Below are 20,148 nucleotides of genomic sequence, written 5' to 3'. Positions count from 1 at the left end.
CTTAAACGATCGGCATTAGACATTCAATGTCGGCCTTTTTTATATCGATGAACCTTGATACTTTATCGCCCACCAAGAACACAGCCTCTACACTATATTGAACGCAGTATCGCTTCGCTCGACTCTTCGATTAAATCCAACACTAATTCAAAGCCATTCCCCTCACCATAATAAGGATCGGGAATTTCTTGATATTGTGACTCTCCAAAACTCAAAAATAACGCGAGCTTGTATTGGAGGTGAACTGGACACTGGCTCACTAAGTCATCTAAATTCGCCTTGTCTGCCGCAAGTATCAGGTCAAACTCTTCGAAGTCATTATCTACCACTTTACGAGAGGTAATCCCTTTAAAGCTGTAGCCGCGCTTCTCTCCTGCTGATTTTGAACGTGAGTCTGGCGCATTGCCTTGATGAAAGCCAATCGTCCCAGCGGAGTCGACCGTTACATTAATATCCATCTGCTGAGCTTTCTTTCTCAGCACCGCTTCACCTGTTGGCGAACGACAAATATTCCCCATACAAACCACGAGTATCTTTTTCATCCGTAATCACCTGTTCTTCCGATGGTTTTTGCTATCGTTAAGTTAGGCTATGATAGGCGTAATCACAACTTAAAAGGATTTGTTATGTCGACCGAAGACAACAAAGAACAACGCCACAAAGCAAGACAACAGAAAGTAAAAGAGCAAGTCGATGCACGTGTTGCAGCAGCGCAAGAAGTGAAAGGACTGTTATTGGTTATTACTGGCAACGGGAAAGGGAAATCGACATCAGGTTTCGGTACGATTACACGTGCAGTCGGTCACGGTAAGAAATGTGCCGTTGCTCAGTTTGTAAAGGGAACCTGGGATAACGGTGAAAAGAACGTTCTTCAAAAACTCGATGTAGAGTTCCAAGTGATGGGTACAGGCTTTACTTGGGAAACTCAAAATAAGGCGAAAGATATTGAAGCCGCACAGCGCGTATGGAAAGAGTGCCAACGCATGCTAGCTGATGAGTCGATTGATGTAATTCTGTTTGATGAGCTGACGTACATGGTAAGCTATGGCTACATCGAGCTAGATGAAGTGGTAGAGGCTCTGAGTAACCGTCCTAAAATGCAATCAGTGATCATCACAGGCCGTGGAGCGCATCGTACTTTAACGGACATGGCCGATACCGTGTCTGAAGTTCGTAACGTTAAACACGCTTTTGAGTCTGGTGTTAAAGCTCTGCAAGGTGTGGATTGGTAACAGCCTTCCAACCAGAGGTCCCCGACTCGGTCACTCTTCCCTCTCGAGGATGACGACCACTAGACTGTCTCGCCCTTGAACAAGGCACTAATACCTATCGTCATTCCCTAATGCGAGGGACGAGCTTCATAGGGAATCTCTCTTGGGTATTATCGGCAGCCAAACAAAAGCGCCATTCCTCGTAATAAGGAATGGCGCTTTTTATATGCTATTTATATGCTATTTATTTAAAATAGCGATTAGTTAAACAAGCCTTTGAGTAAACCATTGACTGCATCTCTAGTTTTCTCATCTTTGATCTTGTCACCGTATTTTTCTTCAAGTTTCTTAATACCGCGATCAATCTCTTTTTCAGCTTTCTGTTTCAACACATCATCAAAAACAAGCCCAAATTTCGGGTCAGCCCACTGGCCGGTTACCTTAATTGGAATCGTCACATCTTTGAGATCATCAATGCTCTTACCACCCTGGCCTTCAAGCGAACCAACAATTGACGTGCGAACCAGGAAGTCGACCGTTTCATTGATGAAGTTTGCTTTACCTTGACCTGTCACGCGTAAAAGAGGCGATTGTGCCGATAAGTCATTCGTTGAAACCCAACCTTTATCAACCTTGAGTGTTGCTTTCATTGCACTAAAATCTGTCTTTTGAGACTCGTCTTTGCTTTCGACTTTTTCGCCTTTGATCTTAGCGTAGTTTTCTCTAATCAGTTGCGCGATGTTGATGCCATTAACCGCACCATCTTCAAAGTTAATCGCAATAGTACCAACCAAGTTCTTCTTGATTCCTGTTGGCGTCAAGCTCTTACCTTTAACGTTAACATCGATATTACCGGTACCTTCCAGCGTATCGTTGTTCGCTACGTCAACCAGTAACGGTTGTACTTTTACGCCTTTAATCTTTTTCTTAGCCGTGTAAGTCGCTGGCGTCTTGCGTGCATCTAATCGTGCTGTTGCCGAGATAGAGCCTTGGTAAAGATTCGAGGTAAACGATATCAGATCTGCGATACCACGGTTAACTGAGAACGCAGTTTTCACGTTCTGCATTTTTGCGTTGTTCGCCTTGAACTTATCGATTGTGATATTACCTTTCACATCGAGCGTTTTCAGAGCTGACAGGTCAGGTTCTACTTCTTTCGCAGGAGCCGAGTTATCTGAACTTGAAGTCGAGCTACCTGAGCTTGACGTCGAAGAAGCTGTAGTATTTGAAGTTGAGCCACCAGCAGAATCAGAAGGCGCAGCGCTCGCTGTTTCTTCTGTATTACCTAGGCCTAAGAACTCATCTAAATCGATGTTCGGGCTATGAAGAGAAAAACGAACCTTTGGTATTTCAGATAAAGTGATGTCCGCTTTACCGTCTAGTGCGATAGCGTTAGCTTGCAGCTTCGCTAGCACAAAGCTCAAGTGACTCTTCGTTAGATCAAAGCTTAAGTCAGACAGCATATCCACTTTCATTGGTGATTGAGGAAGCGTTTCACCTTTGAATGTTGAGTCTAATGTTAACTTGTTCAGTGTAACTTTTGAGATCGCGCTATCGACAGTTAAGTCACCGCCACCTTTAAGATCAAGGTCAAGACCAGCAGCATTACCAATCACCGCATAAGTCAGTTGGTTAACCTTATCGAACTCAAACGTATTTAAGCCAATCTTCGCTGACTCGATCGACGTTGCTGGATCATTGAACTTCGCATTAAGGTCAATATTTCGTAATGCGTAGCTTGCAAAGCCTTCCGCTAATTTGAATTCAGCACTGCCATTTGCAGAGAACTTCTGTTGGTTGTTTTCACCAGAAGCCGCAAACGTCGCGGTCGTCCATGTATCAACGGCAAACTCAGAAAGACTCAAAGACACATCGTATAGCTTAGTGAATGAACCTGCTTGCTTGTCGTCCATCTCAAACAATGCGTTTGAGACAGTTACACCTGCAAGATTGATCGTCCAGCCAGATGTGTCTGTAGAAGTTTGCTCTTGAGGCGCCGGTGTTGCTTCAGAACTTGTATCCGCTGCAGGTTCAGACTCCTTAGGAGCAGACACTTGTGTGAGCGCATCGATGTTCTTGCGACCATCTTTAAGCGTTTCTAAATAAAATTCTGCACCATCTAGAGTGATATTGCCGATCTCTAGTTGATTGCTAAATAGCGGAGTAACCGAAACATCAACGCCAACCGTATCAACCTTAAACAGGTTTGGTTGAGTGAACCCTTCAGGGTTACGTAATTCAGTTTGACCAAGTTCGAAGCCAATAGATGGGAAGAATTGCCAACTGATATCACCCTCGATCACGAGCTCTAGGCCTGTGTGTTTTTGGGCTTGTTCGACAATTAATGGCTTAAATTGGTTGGGATTCACTAACAGCACTAGTGCCAGAATTGCTGCAACGACAACAAACACTGGTACAGCTATGAAAATGAGTAGTTTCTTCATCCGCATATTCCTTGCTTAGATTCCAAAAGAAAGTGGCACTATAAAAGTGCCACTGATTCGGTAAAAAATAAAGCTAAGTGAGTCACTTAGGCAAAATTTAATTCGATTAAGACTTCAACAACTTCGCAATATGCGCTTTTAGCACATCAATCGCAATACGGTTTTTACCACCACGAGGAACGATGATGTCTGCATGTTGTTTTGAAGGCTCGATAAACTGCATGAACATTGGGCGTACTGTTTCTTGGTATTGTTTAAGTACCGTATCCATTGTTCGACCACGCTCTTCTACATCACGCTTAACACGACGTAGTAGACAGATGTCCAACGGTGTATCCATAAATACGCTTGCGTGCATTAGTTTACGAAGACGCGGGTCTGTCAGAAGCAGAATACCTTCTAAAATGATCACTTTCTTAGGAGTAAGTGTAGTCGTTTCAGAAGTGCGTGTGTGCTCTGTGTAGCTGTATTCAGGAACTTCCACGGCATTGCCACTCATTAGCTGCTGTAGATGTTCGCATAAAAGGTCATGATCTAGTGCATTTGGGTGGTCGTAGTTAGTTTTAACTCGCTCTTCCATACTCAAGTGACTTTGGTCGCTGTAATAGCAATCTTCCGTGATAACACCAATTTGATGGTCGCCTACTTTTTCGCGCAGCTCATTATAAATCGTACTCGCGATCAGGCTTTTTCCTGAAGCTGAAGCGCCAGCGATACCTACGATGACACATTGATTATTATCAGACATTAATTTGCACCCGATATGGTTTGGTGGTGGGAAGAGATAAACCGCCTGATTATAGGGGCTAAAGCATATAGATTCTAGTCGCGATGTTAGCTAATTGCAGTCAAATTGATGATCTCAATACATTTACTTAAAACAATCGTTTGCTTTCAAATAACTTAAATACAACTATATGCACACCCCCTATGGCTATCCACCTAATCCAACCGTTGTTTATCTCACCCAAACATGATTTACACACCTTTGTGATCAGCCATTGCTATTCAACCATCGAGAAGTTAATCGCCTCTGGTCTCGCCTTACCAGTCCAGAACATCTTCGCAGCCACGTTCTCAGCAAGCTCTAAGTAATGACGCGTGTGTTCACTGTCTGGACGACGTATAACGGTTGGGCAACCTGCATCAATATCTTCCCGTACATCAATGTGCAGCGGAATTTGCGCTAAGATATCGAGGTAAAACTCTTCTGACATGGCTTCCGCGCCACCAGCGCCAAAGATATGCTCTTTCTCGCCACAGTGGCTACAGATATGGTAGCTCATGTTTTCCACTAAGCCTGCCACTGGCACGCTCACTTTATCAAACATTGCCACACCTTTACGCGCATCGGCTAATGCCAAATCTTGAGGGGTGGTCACCACAACCGCGCCCGTCACTGGGATCTGCTGCGAAAGCGTTAGCTGAATATCACCCGTACCCGGTGGCATGTCGATAACAAGGTAATCCAATTCTGGCCATACGGTTTCATTCACGAGCTGACCTAAAGCCTTCGCTGCCATTGGGCCACGCCAGATTGCAGCATCATCTTTCGACACAAGATAGCCAATAGAATGCGTAAAAATGCCGTGCGCCTCGATTGGCATCATCCATTTGTTGTTCTGCACTTCTGGCTTTGCATCCAGTTGACCGAGCATCATCGGCACAGATGGACCATAGATATCCGCATCCAACAAGCCCACTTTTGAACCTGACTTAGATAACGCAAGCGCAAGGTTTACCGAAGTTGTCGATTTACCCACCCCACCCTTTGCCGACGTCACGGCGATAATGTTCTTAACGCCCTTCAAAGGTGTCGCGACTGTTGTTTCTAGCGCAGACGGCTTCACTTTTACTTCAAACTGAAAAGCGCTAACAAGTTGCTGTTCAATCTGGGAGTGGATCCACTGTTCCAGTTCAACCGCGAGCTGATTGGCAGCAAAAGGCAAGGTAATAACAAATGACCCACGCGGATCAACCGATACAATATTTTGGTGTAGCGCCCACTCTGGGATGAGGATTGGTGACTCGAACTCATTCAACCATGAACAGAAATCTTGCTTAGAAGTAAAGTTACGCATTGGGGCTCCTTTTTTTATTTATGCTATCACCCACGAGATGAAGACTGAACCCCTAAAAAACTAGGGGAATCCTTTGTCTGATACCTTGGCGTATCACACGTTATAAAGTAGTATTACCTCTCAAAATTTATACCTATCAAAAAAGCGAATTATTAAGTATGGCAACTGATCCAAGACAACTTTTGGTAACTTGTGCGCTTCCGTACGCTAACGGCTCTATTCACCTTGGCCATATGCTTGAGCATATCCAAGCTGATATCTGGGTTCGATACCAGCGTCTACGTGGCAACACTGTAAACTTCATCTGTGCTGACGATGCTCACGGCACGCCAATTATGCTTAAAGCTCAACAGATGGGTATCACGCCAGAAGAGATGATCGCTGCTGTTAGTGAAGAGCACCAAAAAGACTTCGCTGGCTTTGATATCAGCTTTGATAACTACCACAGCACACATAGCGAAGAGAACCGTGAACTGGCTTCTCACATCTATCTAGAACTTAAAAAGAACGGCTTCATTTCTAGCCGTACTATTTCTCAGCTTTTCGACCCTGAGAAAGAGATGTTCCTACCAGACCGCTTCGTAAAAGGTACTTGCCCTAAGTGTAAGTCAGAAGACCAGTATGGTGATAACTGTGATAACTGTGGTGAGACATACAGCCCAACTGAGCTAATTAACCCTAAATCAGCGGTTTCTGGCGCAACTCCAGTAATGAAAGATTCTGAGCACTTCTTCTTCGACCTACCTCAGTTCGAAAGCATGCTTAAAGAGTGGACTCGTTCTGGTTCTCTACAGAATGAAACTGCAAACAAAATGCAGGAATGGTTCGAGTCTGGCCTGCAACAGTGGGATATCTCACGTGATGCACCTTACTTCGGTTTCGAAATCCCAGGCGAGAAAAACAAATTTTTCTACGTTTGGCTAGACGCTCCTGTTGGCTACATGGCTTCTTTCAAGAACCTATGTGACAAGCGCGACGATCTCAACTTTGACGAATACTGGAAGAAAGACAGCACAACTGAGCTTTACCACTTCATCGGTAAAGACATCGTTTACTTCCACAGCCTATTCTGGCCTGCAATGCTAGAAGGCGCTGGTTTCCGTAAGCCAAACAACGTATTCGTACACGGCTACGTAACGGTGAACGGTGCGAAAATGTCTAAGTCGAAAGGCACATTCATCAAAGCAAGTACGTACTTAAATCACCTAGACCCTGAGTGTCTTCGCTACTACTACGCTGCTAAGCTAAACAGCCGTATCGATGACCTTGACCTTAACCTTGAAGACTTCACTCAACGTGTAAACGCTGACGTGGTAAACAAGATTGTTAACTTAGCGTCTCGTAACGCTGGCTTCATCACTAAGCGTTTCGAAGGCAAGCTTTCTGCTGAATTTGCAGAACCAGAGCTTTACAACGAATTCGTTGCTGCTGCAGAGCGTATCGGTCAGCTGTACGAAACTCGTGAGTTCAGCCGCGCTATCCGTGAAATTACTGCACTAGCTGATAAAGCTAACCAGTACATCGACGAAAAAGCACCTTGGGTTCTTGCAAAAGAAGAAGGTAAAGAGAAAGAGCTTCAAGAAGTTTCTTCTGTGGGTATTAACCTATTCCGCGTGCTAATGGCTTACCTGAAACCCGTTATGCCAGAGCTTGCGGCTCGCACTGAAGCTTTCCTAAACGAAGAGCTAACGTGGGAAGCGATTGCTACACCGCTAACTGATCACGAAATCACTAAGTTCAAAGCGCTGTTTAGCCGTATTGATCCGAAGAAAGTGGAAGCAATGATCGAGTCTTCTAAAGAAGATGCAGCCGCTGAAGCAGCAGCAAAAGAAAAAGCAGAAGCTGAAAAAGAGCAAGCAAGCCAAACTGAGCTAGACAAAGAGCCAATCGCAGACGAGATTGAATTCGATGCCTTTGCAGCAGTCGATATGCGTATTGCTCGTATTATCTCATGTGAAGAAGTACCAAAAGCGAACAAGCTACTGAAGTTCCAACTGGACATCGGTGGTGAAACTCGCCAAGTATTCTCTGGTATCAAGTCAGCGTACAAACCTGAAGAGTTAGAAGGCAAACTAACTGTCATGGTAGCAAACCTTAAACCTCGTAAGATGAAGTTTGGTATGTCTGAAGGCATGATCCTAGCTGCTGGTCCTGGTGGCAGTGACTTGTGGATCCTTGAACCACACGAAGGTGCTCAACCTGGCATGCGTGTAATGTAGCTCTGGCTTCAGTCAGATAACAAGCACTCATAGCGAAATCCCTAATGCACTTTTAACTTGAATGAGTTGATAAGCATTGGGGATTTTTTATATCTACCGAAAATAAGCGTTCTCTGTTAGAGTCGCCGTCAACTATGCTATGTAGAGTAGAAATTTGTTTGCCGACAATAACGGGCTAACCAACACCTCTTTACTCTTCAAACCCTTTTTAGGAATCCCCAGTGACTAACAACGAAATCTTGCGTCGTATTCAACACGCGCTAAACCTTAAAAATGCACAGATCATTAAAGCTATCGAGCAAGCTGATGTGACCGTTGCTCATGACCAAGTGATTAATTGGCTAAAAGACGACAACGACAAGTCATGCTCTAAGATGAAAGATAAAGAGTTAGCGGTATTCCTAAATGGTTTTATCAATCTTAAGCGTGGCAAAAAAGAAGGTGTTCAACCTAAACCTGAAGTAGCTCTGACTAACAACATGATTTTCATGAAGCTGCGTATTGCGTTGAACATGAAAGCAGAAGATGTATTAGATATATTAGAAGTGGTAGGCATCAGCCTAAGTAAGTACGAGATTGGTGCCTACTTCCGTAAGCCAGAGAACAATAACTACAAAGTATGTGAAGACCAACTACTTTGCGATTTTCTAAATGGCGTGCAATTTACTAACCGTCCAGACTCAGAAGAGTTTGCAGGGTAAGTTACTGCCTATTGATACGTTCTCACCAACTATCAATAAATAAAAAGCGGCGAGATAATTTGATTATCTCGCCGCTTTTTCGTTTTCTTTACGTCGTTTACTCAATAAGTAAAACAACCGAACAGTAGTTTAATGAAAAGACTTAGCTGTCGTCTTCAGTAAAGTTTGTCGGTAACGTTGTCTTCATCTCGTTCCAAATCTGTGCGCTTGCGATACCGTAGTTACGAATCACAAGTGGCAAATTCTCACGCTCACCGCTTTCACAAATAACAAACAAGTTTTTGTAGAACTCCATGGCTAAACGACGAGCTTCTGGGTTAGAGAAGTAGTAGCTACCAACACGGTCGTACAATTTTCGAACACCATTAAAGATCAGGCCATAAATTTGGTTACCTGAATGGAATGCTAAACGTTGGAAAAGCATGTAATCGTAGAAGTTAAAAGTTTTAGCAATTAAGATCGTTTGACGCTTCGCTTCATCTTTTTCTACGTCTTCTTTCACCGATTGTTTGATCTTGTCAGCATATGGCGACGATTCTAAGAATTCATCCCAAGTAGGTGCCGCAAGTAAAGATTCACAAGATTCAATTACGTTAGTAATCGTACGCTCTGAAGCCTCTTTATTTGCTTTGAATGCATAACGCATAAAGATAGGGCTGATATTAGTACGAGCAGCAAGCAGGTCTTCTACCATTTTACTTGCGTTATCAACGTCCAACGTCATTAATGTATCAAGGATATGAAGACCTGACGTTTCCATAAACTGATTAACTTTAGTTGGCTTACCGTGTTGGATTGTCAACCAACCATCACGAGCAAGACGCTGAAGTACTTCACGAAGCGTAGTACGTGTAACACCAATCAGCTCAGAAAGCTCACGCTCTGCGGGCAAGATAGAACCTGGAGCGAAACGGCCATTCCAAATACTTTCAATGATATACTTTTCTGCAAATCCTGCCGGGCTCTTTGCCTTAATGACCATCTACACTTCAATCCAATTTAATTATTTTGTTCTAATTTACTCATCATACCACTAGTTAACACCCTGCGGAAATACCCCCAAAAAATTTTACGCACTCAAAACCCAAGTAGAGTTAAAACTCTAAAGTTCAGCACACGTTTGCACTCAAGGTTTGGATAGCAAGCGACTACAAATCATCATTTAAACAAACCATTAACACAACAAATTCTTTTTAAAATCAATGAGATTGGTCATATTTTTAAATCTATTAATTTGCAATGTTAAGTTGTAATAATCATATATAATCCGTCGTTATTCTGTAAATTTTAATCATTTCGCTGAAATATTGATTCTAGTCGGTTTTTATCACATTTTAAGTGGTATGCTTGCGCTACTTTGATCGCGTTTCTCAACAAAAAAGAGGTATTTTTAGTGCTACAGGGGTTTTCCTGTTGACTAAATGTTATCTAAGAGTAGAGTTGCGCTCAAAAATAAGCAGTGCTTGAGTTTCTAAGGGAGTGACTTGGCAAGACCACAGAACATTACATGGAATGTAGTTTTTCTAAGTCACTGTTAGTTATAGGTTTTAACTAAACCTACAGCTCGATTCTCAAAATGTTGTATTGCTTGTCTATTCATAATCAACATAAAAGAGTATTAACATGCCGATGTCTCTCGGAAACGCTTTTATCAAAAACTTCCTTGGTAAAGCTCCTGATTGGTATAAACTTGCCATCATTTCCTTTTTAATCATCAACCCGTTTGTTTTTTTCCTAGTTGACCCATTCGTTGCGGGCTGGCTATTAGTGGTTGAGTTTATTTTCACTCTAGCTATGGCTCTAAAGTGCTACCCTCTCCAACCCGGTGGCTTATTGGCAATTCAAGCCGTCGCCATTGGCATGACTAAACCAGAAATGGTTTATCATGAGCTACAAGCAAACCTACCAGTATTACTCTTACTAGTATTCATGGTTGCTGGCATCTACTTCATGAAAGAACTACTTCTGTTCATTTTTACGAAGATCCTGCTCGGTATCCAATCCAAAATTCTACTCTCTGTCGCTTTCTGTGTCGCCGCAGCATTCTTGTCTGCCTTCCTAGATGCGCTGACAGTAATCGCCGTAGTCATTAGCGTTGCAGTGGGCTTCTACTCTATCTACCACAAGGTTGCATCAGGTAAGGGCACAACGTCTGCGCACGATCATACTCATGATGAAGAGATCTCTGAGCTAACTCGTGATGACCTTGAAAACTACCGCGCATTCCTACGTTCACTACTTATGCACGCCGGTGTTGGTACTGCTCTGGGTGGTGTAATGACCATGGTAGGTGAACCACAAAACTTAGTAATTGCTAAGCAAGCGGGTTGGGAGTTCGGGGAATTTATTATCCGCATGCTGCCAGTTACACTGCCTGTTTTCTTCTGTGGTATTTTAACTTGTGCACTTGTCGAGAAATTCAAAGTGTTTGGCTACGGTGCAGAGCTGCCAAATAACGTTCGCCAAATCTTAGTTGAATTTGACAACAAAGAACGCGCAAATCGTACAAAACAAGATGTAGCTAAACTATGGGTTCAGAGTGCAATCGCAGTTTGGCTTATTGTTGGCCTTGCGCTTCACGTCGCTGAAGTCGGTTTGATTGGCCTTTCAGTGATCATCTTAGCTACAGCGTTTACAGGTGTAATTGAAGAGCACTCGATGGGTAAAGCTTTTGAAGAAGCACTGCCATTTACCGCACTTCTTGCCGTCTTTTTTGCGGTTGTTGCTGTAATCATCGACCAGGCTCTATTTAAGCCAGTAATCGATGCTGTACTTCACGTTGAAGATAAAGGCGCACAGCTCGCACTCTTCTACGTAGCCAATGGTATCTTGTCGATGGTTTCAGACAACGTATTCGTCGGTACGGTTTACATCAACGAAGTTAAAACAGCTCTGGTTGAAGGCGTCATCACTCGCGACCAATTTGATCTGCTTGCTGTTGCTATCAACACAGGTACCAACCTACCTTCTGTTGCTACGCCAAACGGCCAAGCTGCATTCCTATTCCTATTAACGTCAGCACTTGCTCCGTTAATTCGACTGTCTTACGGCCGCATGGTCATCATGGCTTTGCCATATACTCTCGTATTAGCACTTGTTGGCCTTGCCGGTATTGTGTTCTTCGTAGAACCGATGACAGCATGGTTCTATGATGCAGGTTGGATCATTCACCGTACGGGTGAAGTGGTAGCTCCAGTTATCTCCGGTGGCCACTAACCCGGATTTCTATCGCTAAACACAATAGGTGCATCTAACTAATCAAAAATATTAGTTGATTAGGAAACTTATCCAAGATAAAAAGCTCTGAGTAATCAGGGCTTTTTTATTTTATTGACAGGATTAAATTCGTGAACTTTTTTGCAATGCTCAAAGACTTCTCTAAGGGACGTTTATCTTGGCTTTTACTGCTGGCTTTTATTGTCTTTTTTGAAGCATGTGCTCTTTTCTTTCAGCACGTGATGATGCTTGGCCCTTGCGTAATGTGTATCTACGAGCGCGTTGCTATGCTCGCTATCGGCATCGCAGCAATGATTGGTGCTATTGCCCCGCATAATCCGATTTCACGTTGGCTAGGTCTACTTGGTTGGGGGTTAGGTGCGTATAAAGGGTTGATGCTTGCTTTAGAGCACGTTGACTACCAGTTTAACCCGTCTCCTTTCGCTACCTGTGACCTGTTCGTGACCTTCCCTAGCTGGGCACCTCTAAACCAATGGGCTCCGTGGATGTTTGAGGCCTACGGCGACTGCAGCAAGGTTGTATGGCAGTTCTTAGAACTTTCAATGCCTCAATGGCTAGTGATTATCTTCGCGGGTAACTTGGTTGCTTTCGGTTTTGTAGTGATTTCTCAATTCGTTAAATCGAAGAATGACTAACAATTAGCACATAATGTTCAGAAACGAAAAAGTCGACCACGAGGTCGACTTTTTTATTGCTTAAGCTTTTATCACTTAAAGAGAATCTAATGCTCATTCAAGCTTAATCTATCAACAAGTCTCGATTAGCTGTTTTTACCACAGCACTGTTTAAACTTTTTACCACTTTCACACGGGCAAACATCATTTCGGCCGATGCCCTTAAACGGATTCACACTTTGAGATTTATTTCCGAGCATCGCTTCATCCGCTGCTAGCGCAACTTCTGTCACCATCAAATCGACTTGCCCGACTAGATCATTCAAAGTTGGCGGGGTTTCTAATCCAGCTGCTTTCATTTGCTCGATTGTCTGTTCTTCATCAATCGCCAGCATGAATGTTGTTAACATTGCTTGTAGCATGCGTAATGTGCCATCTGCGATTGACGTTTCCTGCCACTGTTCTTCAATCGTCGGCCAGACCATCATAAAACCTTCAGAAAAATCGGCTAGCTGTTCAGCAAAATTATCTGCATCAAGCACTTCTGTAAGCAAATATTCACTTCGCTGAATGAGGTTATGTTGGCGATTAATTTGCTCGGTGACTTGAGGAACGAAGTCCTGACCAGTTTCAGGAATAGCTATAGGTAACCAAGCCTCTGGATCAAGAGGTTTAGTTGCAAGGTTAGATGCAAATATAGCACCTTCTACAAACTGGGCTGTTACGTCGTTAATTGAGTCAGGAAGACTCAATAATTGATACTTCATATTACTTCACTAGTCGGTCAATTCTGTTGTCTCCATTATACCCACAAGGCTAACAATTAGTAATTATTCGTATAGCTCTATGATTAATTACACCTACCAGTAGCCACGCAAACATTATCTTTAGTTCAATTCAGCAAACTAAACTTATTTCATTTTGAAAATTTAAGTTTGAAGTGTAAAAGAGTCACTGAAATATTTAGTTACATATAGAATACATTATGAAACAACACCAAAATGGTTTTACTTTGATAGAGCTGGTCTCTGTCGTCGTTATTTTAGGCATACTTGCCGTTACCGCAGCTCCTCGCTTTCTAAATTACCAACGCGATAGCCATGAAGCTATAGCTCAAGGTGCTTTTTCTTCTTTTCGAACTGCGGTTAACCTTTACCACTCACAGTGGCTTGTTGATGGAGAGCCTGATTTTAATCAAGATGTCGATTATGGTGAAGGCAGCGTTTATCCTTCATCGACTGGTTTTCCAATCGCTGTTGATCAACTACCGATTAATTCGGGGACTGCAATTAGAGGGAGTGACTGCGCAAGGCTTTGGCGGGCGCTCATGAATACTGACCTCACCGTTAGAGATCACGGTAGCTCAGTATTCCCTTCAGAAGAACCGATCGTTGCTTGGTATACATCAGATCCAAGCTGCTATTACTACTACACTGATGGTTACTCGCTAGGCGAAGATTTACCAAGGCTCAACTACTTCCCTCTAACCGGTGAAATAACTGTTACGTCAGATTCACCTAGCTCATAGTGACAAGCTTTTAACTTGCCCGTACAATCACGCGTCTTAATTTTCGATCCATTCAGTTTCGGTAAAGCAAATGCGAGTAATACTTGGCCCTATGGAGGGCGTTTTAGACCATCTAATGCGTGAAATTCTCACAGAGATCAATGATTACGATCTCTGTGTGACGGAATTTGTGCGCGTAGTTGATCAACTTCTTCCTCCGCATGTTTTTCACCGTATTTGCCCTGAATTGCATCAAGGCTCTCAAACCATGGCTGGTGTTCCAATCCATCTCCAGCTTCTAGGACAACACCCAAATTGGATGGCCGAGAATGCTTTTCAAGCTGCTAGTTTAGGCGCTAAAGGCATTGATCTTAATTTTGGTTGCCCTGCAAAAGCGGTAAACAAAAGTAATGGCGGTGCGTCACTGCTAAAAGAACCAGAACTCATCTATCAAGTGGTGAAGTCTTGTCGAGATGCGGTGCCAGCACACATTCCCGTATCTGCAAAAATTCGATTGGGTTGGGAGCACCCGGAAGAGTGCTTTGAAATTGTCGACGCTATCGAACAAGCAAAGGCAGACGAACTCACTGTGCATGCAAGAACCAAAGTTGGCGGCTATAAAGCCAGCGAAATTAAATGGGATTACATCAATCAAATAAGAGAAAAAACGTCTCTACCTTTGATTGCTAATGGGGAAATCTGGAACTATCAAGATGGTCAAGATTGCATAGAAGCCACTGGCGTCGATTCATTGATGGTTTGCCGTGGCGCTTTCAACATTCCAAATCTTGGCAACGTCGTTAAACACAACCACCCAAAAATGCCGTGGAATAAAGTCATCGAACTTTTGCTACGCTATTCAGAGTTTCAAATAAAAGGGGACAAAGGCATGTACTACCCCAATAGAGTGAAGCAGTGGTTTGTTTATCTAAGTAAAGGCTACCCTGAAGCGAACGAACTATTTAAAGAAATTCGTACTTTCAAGAAAGCGCCACCTATTGTAGAGCGCCTTCAGCGTTATCAAGAGGAACATCGCCAAACTGTGTGAGTTAGTTGCCCTTCTTCTCTAGCATAGAAGTTCAATAGCGTGGTTAAAATACGATACGGTCTTTACCTGTCGTCTTAGCCACGTACAACTTTTCATCCGCGTGTTTGAATATCTCTTCAAAGCTTAGGTTGTTATGCTCAGCTTCAGTAATGCAAACACCACCAGAGACAGTAAAACCATTAGGTACAATGTTAGCTGAGTTCGCACAGACAGCATTTTTAACACGCTCTAATGTCCTCATTAACGTTTCACGATCATCACCTTTTAGATAAACGACAAACTCTTCACCACCAAACCTTGCTGCGACATCACTACTTCGAATGCTATTACTTATCTGGCGGGACATGTAGCGAATAACATCATCCCCTTTGTCATGCCCAAAGGTATCATTAATCAACTTGAAATTATCAATGTCAAATACAGTCAAGGCGAATAACTGGTCATGCTCCACACTGCGCCAAAAAGCTTCCAGTCCCCTACGGTTTAGCAGCCCGGTCATCGGATCTTTAGCTGCCAGCTCTTTGAAGTAACCACGTTCAATATTGGAGTTAACGAAGAAAAAGAGCGTTACAGAGAATAGATATACGATGATAGCGACAATCAGGCTGTCTTTCTCGTAGACAAAAAAGTGCTCGACCTCTTTGGCAAAATCTAATTCGTAGTACATCGCGTGATGAGAGGTGACTCCTTCCAGTTGTATCGCGTGATAGAAAGTAGCGCTATCAACCGGATTAACCAAGGTGGTATCAATAATATCGATTCTACCGGCTAAGTGCTCATTCGAACTCGCAAGCAATTTACTGGCGTCAATCTCAACAGAAAGCATTCCTTGATGTATCCCCTTATGAAACACCGGAATCGTCATGCTTATCATACGGTCAAGAGAGTCAAATCGATACGCAGGACCCGTTAAAGTCAATTGTTCTGGATTGTTGGCGGTTCTTTGCCAATACGGGCGGCTTTTTATGGTCGAAAGTAGTTCTTTCCCTAGCTCTTTAGCAAAGTCTTCTGGCGAAGAGATCACATAACCACGAGTATCTATAAAGTGTACGCCGTTGTGATATTCATCAAGCTGGGACAAAAATGAAAGAATTGGCGCGAGAGCAATTTTCTCTGACGCACTTTTATAGCTATCACTGGTTTCATTGCAAAGGGATTCTTGACCAACCAACATATAGTCGATATCGACAGAGGGGATATCTGCGGTTTTTCCGTCAGCAAGAAGTAATACGTCGATAGGCCAAATACGGCAAATACCGTCAACCACCTGCTTATTGTGATCAAGGAAAAGAGGGTTTCCTGATTTGTAGTAATTAGAGAAGCTGTAATCTAGAGCGGTAACAATTTTGGTCGTTCGTTTAAACACTTCTTCAATACGCTGAAACTCACTGCTGATGTCTTTTTCAACCGCATCAAAATAATTTTTTCCTATCAGCCCAAGTAACATGGTCGCGATCACAGCGGGAAAGCCGAAGACAAAGGTAAGGCTAAAGTGCCTATTTACTTTCATAGAATGTGCTCTTAGCGCTCAGTTATTTTCATTAGTTCCATTAATATTATGACATTAATCGACAGCCCTCTCGATGTAAAATAATGTAAGTTGGTATTAACGTTGCACCTGAAGGGGAAATAACTACTTAAAAATGAATAAAATAGATCGCAGCTAATGGTTAGAGTCGACTAATGTTGTTCATTGTGATGGTTTAAATTCCTGTTAACAAAATGACTTATTGAGCATTGTTTTTTTGATGTCAATACTAATCAACGGCTGACTATAGCGCGATCAACCACAGACTTAGGTAGCGTCAAACCAAGCTCACGAGCGGCATCTAGGTTAACTACCAACTGAGAGCTTTGAGCCGTTTTAACACTCAACTTCCCTGGTTTTTGTCCGTTCAAAATAGCGGCCACATAATCAGCGGTCTGCACCCCGACGTCATAGTAATCTAGACCTAATCCAGCGATTGCTCCCTTGCCAACATAAGACGTTGCTCCTGCAACCACGGGTGTGCCAGCTTGGTTTGCAGCATTTATAAGTCCTTCGATACCGCTTGCCACCGTGTTATCAGTTAGTGCGTAGATAACATCAGATTTCTTAGCCACGGATGCTGTTTTTTCTTCTACATCATCGATGGTCAACGCTTTTTCAGTATGCAAAGTAAAGCCAAAGTCTCGTGTTGCCTGCTTTAACAGCCCTACTAAAGCAACAGCATTTGCCTCTGCTGGGTTATAAACCACACCGACTGAAACTGCATTGGGGAGTAGCTCTTTAATAAGAGATACATGTTGGGAAATAGGTGATAAGTCAGAAAGGCCCGTGACATTTCGTCCCGGCTGCTCCAATTGTTTAACAAGTCTTGCTCCGATAGGGTCTGTCACCGCGGTGAACACAATCGGGATCGTTCGAGTCGCTGAAACCAACGCTTGAGAGGTCGGTGTCGCGATGCCAACTAATACATGAGGGTTCTCACTAACTAACTCTCTGGCTATTTTTGCTGCCTGAGCGGGATTGCCACCAGCCATTTCATAAGAAAACTCTAAATTTTTACCCGGTTCGTAACCTTTTGCTCTCAATCCTTCAAGAAGCCCTAGACGCGTCGCATTCAGATCTGGATGGTCGACAACTTGTGAAACCGAAACTTTGGCAACGTTCGCCATTACATTGCTTGTCCATAGCAACAACAGACAACTTACGACCGCTGCCAATACCTTTTTTACAGAACTCATTATCGCTCCCTGAATCAAGCTCTACTCATTATTGCTCGCTCAAAGAGAACAACATCACTATTGATATTATTACCAGTAACTATTGATGACTTGAAGTTATATTTAACAAAAACACAACAAGGCTCGAAAAATGCGTGAAATAGCGAAAGGCAGAATTTGAAAAGTAAGAAACTACATGAGTAGTAAGAGAAAAAAGGAATGAGGGGGAGATGGGTGAATAAAAGCGAAGCGAAAATAATAAAAATCAAACCTGAGAACAAACCATCAATGATGAATAGTTGCTCTCAGACAAGAGGGAGAGTTGAAACTCATTAGAACCAACGTTCCATTGAGGATTTATCTAGCTGACGAAATGCGCGATTTAAAATGATCGCCAATTCTTTATAACGAGGGCGCGACTTCATTGGCTCTAACGCGAAACCCGTTTCAGTGATCTTCTCGTGAAGTTCGCGATACCATGAGACTAGCGCAGGTGGAAGTTGTGTGTTTGAGCGATTACCTAACCACCACATGCCTTGAAGCGGTAAGCTGATTGCAAACAAAGCCATGACCACTGCTTGTGGCATCGCTTGATAATTATTAAAGACCATTTGTGTAAGAACACTAATAGCAGCTATCGCTGGCATCACTTTCACGCCAAAACGCGTCGCTTTGATAATGCGCTGTTCAGGGAAGATCGAGTTTAACTCTTTGCGGACGGGCCAGAGATCCATGTACTTTTGGCCATCTTTTAAACTACTCGCTAAACCAACTCTATTGCTCATATGAGTCTCCCATTAAAAAAAAGTTGAAACCATCAACTAAAAACACAAAAATTTGACGAAAAATAATATTCTTTCAAATTTTTTTGTTATATTTGCACAATATCGCTATTATTTGCAGACCTCAATCTCATTGTTGCCCTTATTTACAATTTAAGCAACTTTGAGAAGACTTCTGCAAGGAATGCACAAGCCTCTTTTTGATAAAGAGTGCTTTCAATTTATACGGAAATTAACGTTTTTTTGACCAAGGTTAGTACGCAAGCCCATGTGCTTCGACTATTCTTGAGATTAATTTTCATCCTTAACTGATTTCGATCAGAAAAATAAACAGGTAGTCATTAATGTCTAAGCTAGTTTTAGTTTTAAACTGTGGTAGTTCTTCTCTTAAATTCGCTGTTGTTGATGCAGAATCAGGTGCAGAGCACCTAACTGGTCTTGCTGAGTGTCTAGGTCTTCCAGAAGCTCGTATGAAATGGAAACTTGATGGCAAGCATGAAGCACAACTAGGCGCGGGCGCAGCTCACGTAGAAGCACTATCTTTCATGGTAGAAACTATTCTTGCTTCTAAGCCTGAGCTTAAAGCTAACCTTGGCGCTATCGGTCACCGTATCGTACACGGCGGTGAGCAGTTCACTTCTTCTGCGCTTATCACTGATGAAGTTCTTAAGGGTATTCAAGACGCTGCGACTTTTGCACCTCTTCACAACCCTGCTCACCTTATCGGTATCGAAGCGGCTCAAAAGAACTTCCCTGGTCTACAAAACGTTGCTGTATTTGACACTGCGTTCCACCAAACAATGCCTTCTGAGTCTTACCTATACGCTCTACCGTACAACCTGTACAAAGAGCACGGCATCCGTCGTTACGGCATGCACGGTACTTCTCACCTATTCATCACTCGTGAAGTTGCAGGCCTACTAAACAAGCCAGTTGAAGAAGTTAACATCATCAACTGTCACCTAGGTAACGGCGCTTCTGTATGTGCAATCAAGAACGGTCAATCTGTAGATACTTCTATGGGTCTTACTCCTCTTGAAGGTCTTGTAATGGGTACACGTTGTGGTGACCTAGATCCTGCGATCATCTTCCACCTACACGACGCTCTTGGTTACTCTGTTGAAGAAATCAACAACATGCTAACTAAAGAATCTGGTCTTGCTGGTCTAACTGAAGTGACTTCTGACTGTCGTTTCGTTGAAGACAACTACGGCGAGAAAGAAGAAGCAACTCGTGCAATGGACGTGTTCTGTCACCGTCTAGCTAAGTACGTTGCTGGTTACACTGCAACTCTAGAAGGTCGTCTAGACGCAATCACTTTCACTGGCGGCATCGGCGAGAACTCTGGCCCAATCCGTGAAATGGTTCTTAACCGCCTAGGCATCTTCGGCATCGAAGTTGACGGTGAAGCTAACCTTAAAGCTCGTTTCGGCGGCGAAGGTACTATCACTACAGCTAACAGCCGTATCCCTGCAATGGTTATCTCGACTAACGAAGAGCTAGTAATTGCTGAAGACACTGCGAAACTAGCAGGTCTTTAATTGATTTTCCTGACTAGCTTCACTCGAAGCTAGTCAGTTTTTCATATCAAGAAAATG

At 43.1% G+C, this 20,148-nt stretch carries 17 protein-coding genes; 8 read left to right on the top strand and 9 right to left on the bottom strand.

Going from position 1 to position 20,148, the window contains the following annotated elements; translation table 11 throughout:
- Positions 1–92: 92 nt before the first annotated feature.
- On the bottom strand, positions 93–542 hold the full coding sequence (locus AB4513_RS24050) for a low molecular weight protein-tyrosine-phosphatase (protein ID WP_017099041.1): 450 nt from the start codon (positions 540–542) through the stop codon (positions 93–95).
- A gap of 84 nt (positions 543–626) precedes the next feature.
- On the opposite strand from AB4513_RS24050, the gene cobO reads away from it, so the two are divergent.
- Positions 627–1,232, top strand: coding sequence for a cob(I)yrinic acid a,c-diamide adenosyltransferase (gene cobO, locus AB4513_RS24045; protein WP_009848617.1), 606 nt, complete (start codon positions 627–629; stop codon positions 1,230–1,232).
- A 239-nt stretch (positions 1,233–1,471) separates the two neighbouring features.
- On the opposite strand, the gene AB4513_RS24040 is transcribed toward cobO, so the two are convergent.
- The 3 genes from AB4513_RS24040 to apbC all read right to left on the bottom strand — a co-directional run bounded on the left by AB4513_RS24040 (position 1,472) and on the right by apbC (position 5,736).
- A complete protein-coding gene (locus AB4513_RS24040; RefSeq protein ID WP_009848618.1) occupies positions 1,472–3,655 on the bottom strand; it encodes an AsmA family protein in 2,184 nt (727 codons plus the stop codon).
- Between the two features lie 106 nt (positions 3,656–3,761).
- Positions 3,762–4,403, bottom strand: coding sequence for a uridine kinase (gene udk / locus AB4513_RS24035; RefSeq protein ID WP_004734002.1), 642 nt, complete (start codon positions 4,401–4,403; stop codon positions 3,762–3,764).
- 256 nt (positions 4,404–4,659) lie between these two features.
- Entirely contained in the window at positions 4,660–5,736 is a 1,077-nt protein-coding gene (apbC, locus tag AB4513_RS24030; RefSeq protein ID WP_009848619.1) for an iron-sulfur cluster carrier protein ApbC, read from the bottom strand.
- Between the two features lie 158 nt (positions 5,737–5,894).
- Here apbC and metG point away from each other — a divergent pair, with 158 nt between their 5' ends.
- On the top strand, positions 5,895–7,955 hold the full coding sequence (gene metG, locus AB4513_RS24025; protein ID WP_009848620.1) for a methionine--tRNA ligase: 2,061 nt from the start codon (positions 5,895–5,897) through the stop codon (positions 7,953–7,955).
- A 221-nt stretch (positions 7,956–8,176) separates the two neighbouring features.
- The gene (locus AB4513_RS24020; protein ID WP_102257903.1) at positions 8,177–8,656 is read left to right on the top strand and encodes a DUF1456 family protein; all 480 of its coding nucleotides are present in this window, start codon (positions 8,177–8,179) and stop codon (positions 8,654–8,656) included.
- A 142-nt stretch (positions 8,657–8,798) separates the two neighbouring features.
- Here AB4513_RS24020 and fadR read toward each other — a convergent pair whose 3' ends face one another.
- Positions 8,799–9,638, bottom strand: coding sequence for a fatty acid metabolism transcriptional regulator FadR (fadR, locus tag AB4513_RS24015; protein WP_009848622.1), 840 nt, complete (start codon positions 9,636–9,638; stop codon positions 8,799–8,801).
- Between the two features lie 641 nt (positions 9,639–10,279).
- On the opposite strand from fadR, the gene nhaB reads away from it, so the two are divergent.
- Positions 10,280–11,872, top strand: a complete 1,593-nt coding sequence (nhaB, locus tag AB4513_RS24010; RefSeq protein WP_009848623.1) for a Na(+)/H(+) antiporter NhaB — start codon at positions 10,280–10,282, stop codon at positions 11,870–11,872.
- 131 nt (positions 11,873–12,003) lie between these two features.
- Complete coding sequence (gene dsbB / locus AB4513_RS24005) at positions 12,004–12,528, top strand: disulfide bond formation protein DsbB (RefSeq protein ID WP_009848624.1); 525 nt, start codon at positions 12,004–12,006, stop codon at positions 12,526–12,528.
- A 125-nt stretch (positions 12,529–12,653) separates the two neighbouring features.
- On the opposite strand, the gene AB4513_RS24000 is transcribed toward dsbB, so the two are convergent.
- Entirely contained in the window at positions 12,654–13,274 is a 621-nt protein-coding gene (locus tag AB4513_RS24000) for an SEC-C metal-binding domain-containing protein (protein WP_009848625.1), read from the bottom strand.
- A 218-nt stretch (positions 13,275–13,492) separates the two neighbouring features.
- On the opposite strand from AB4513_RS24000, the gene AB4513_RS23995 reads away from it, so the two are divergent.
- Positions 13,493–14,035 carry a prepilin-type N-terminal cleavage/methylation domain-containing protein gene (locus tag AB4513_RS23995; protein ID WP_009848626.1) on the top strand — a complete coding sequence of 181 codons (543 nt, stop codon included), beginning with the start codon at positions 13,493–13,495 and terminating at the stop codon, positions 14,033–14,035.
- 70 nt (positions 14,036–14,105) lie between these two features.
- Positions 14,106–15,062, top strand: coding sequence for a tRNA dihydrouridine(16) synthase DusC (gene dusC, locus AB4513_RS23990; RefSeq protein ID WP_017099046.1), 957 nt, complete (start codon positions 14,106–14,108; stop codon positions 15,060–15,062).
- 43 nt (positions 15,063–15,105) lie between these two features.
- Here the strand turns inward: dusC and AB4513_RS23985 are convergent, their stop codons facing one another.
- The 3 genes from AB4513_RS23985 to yfbV form a co-directional block, all read right to left on the bottom strand.
- Positions 15,106–16,572, bottom strand: coding sequence for a sensor domain-containing diguanylate cyclase (locus AB4513_RS23985; protein ID WP_009848628.1), 1,467 nt, complete (start codon positions 16,570–16,572; stop codon positions 15,106–15,108).
- A gap of 251 nt (positions 16,573–16,823) precedes the next feature.
- Positions 16,824–17,789, bottom strand: a complete 966-nt coding sequence (locus tag AB4513_RS23980; RefSeq protein WP_009848629.1) for an ABC transporter substrate-binding protein — start codon at positions 17,787–17,789, stop codon at positions 16,824–16,826.
- 311 nt (positions 17,790–18,100) lie between these two features.
- Complete coding sequence (gene yfbV, locus AB4513_RS23975) at positions 18,101–18,553, bottom strand: terminus macrodomain insulation protein YfbV (RefSeq protein WP_009848630.1); 453 nt, start codon at positions 18,551–18,553, stop codon at positions 18,101–18,103.
- 341 nt (positions 18,554–18,894) lie between these two features.
- On the opposite strand from yfbV, the gene AB4513_RS23970 reads away from it, so the two are divergent.
- Positions 18,895–20,091, top strand: a complete 1,197-nt coding sequence (locus AB4513_RS23970) for an acetate kinase (RefSeq protein ID WP_009848631.1) — start codon at positions 18,895–18,897, stop codon at positions 20,089–20,091.
- Positions 20,092–20,148: the final 57 nt, after the last annotated feature.

It is taken from the genome of Vibrio sp. 10N.222.54.E6 (assembly GCF_041473955.1).
GTDB classification, from domain to species: domain Bacteria; phylum Pseudomonadota; class Gammaproteobacteria; order Enterobacterales; family Vibrionaceae; genus Vibrio; species Vibrio tasmaniensis_A.
This window is presented reverse-complemented; position numbering and strand designations above follow the sequence as displayed.

Excerpts from the sequence above, each read along its gene's own strand:
- AB4513_RS24040 (WP_009848618.1), bottom strand. The coding sequence starts at position 3,655 with ATGAAGAAACTACTCATTTTCATAGCTGTACCAGTGTTTGTTGTCGTT.
- AB4513_RS23970 (WP_009848631.1), top strand. The coding sequence starts at position 18,895 with ATGTCTAAGCTAGTTTTAGTTTTAAACTGTGGTAGTTCTTCTCTTAAA.
- fadR (WP_009848622.1), bottom strand. The coding sequence starts at position 9,638 with ATGGTCATTAAGGCAAAGAGCCCGGCAGGATTTGCAGAAAAGTATATC.
- AB4513_RS24000 (WP_009848625.1), bottom strand. The coding sequence starts at position 13,274 with ATGAAGTATCAATTATTGAGTCTTCCTGACTCAATTAACGACGTAACA.
- AB4513_RS23980 (WP_009848629.1), bottom strand. The coding sequence starts at position 17,789 with ATGAGTTCTGTAAAAAAGGTATTGGCAGCGGTCGTAAGTTGTCTGTTG.
- udk (WP_004734002.1), bottom strand. The coding sequence starts at position 4,403 with ATGTCTGATAATAATCAATGTGTCATCGTAGGTATCGCTGGCGCTTCA.
- AB4513_RS24050 (WP_017099041.1), bottom strand. The coding sequence starts at position 542 with ATGAAAAAGATACTCGTGGTTTGTATGGGGAATATTTGTCGTTCGCCA.
- nhaB (WP_009848623.1), top strand. The coding sequence starts at position 10,280 with ATGCCGATGTCTCTCGGAAACGCTTTTATCAAAAACTTCCTTGGTAAA.
- yfbV (WP_009848630.1), bottom strand. The coding sequence starts at position 18,553 with ATGAGCAATAGAGTTGGTTTAGCGAGTAGTTTAAAAGATGGCCAAAAG.
- metG (WP_009848620.1), top strand. The coding sequence starts at position 5,895 with ATGGCAACTGATCCAAGACAACTTTTGGTAACTTGTGCGCTTCCGTAC.
- cobO (WP_009848617.1), top strand. The coding sequence starts at position 627 with ATGTCGACCGAAGACAACAAAGAACAACGCCACAAAGCAAGACAACAG.
- AB4513_RS23985 (WP_009848628.1), bottom strand. The coding sequence starts at position 16,572 with ATGAAAGTAAATAGGCACTTTAGCCTTACCTTTGTCTTCGGCTTTCCC.
- dusC (WP_017099046.1), top strand. The coding sequence starts at position 14,106 with ATGCGAGTAATACTTGGCCCTATGGAGGGCGTTTTAGACCATCTAATG.
- apbC (WP_009848619.1), bottom strand. The coding sequence starts at position 5,736 with ATGCGTAACTTTACTTCTAAGCAAGATTTCTGTTCATGGTTGAATGAG.
- AB4513_RS23995 (WP_009848626.1), top strand. The coding sequence starts at position 13,493 with ATGAAACAACACCAAAATGGTTTTACTTTGATAGAGCTGGTCTCTGTC.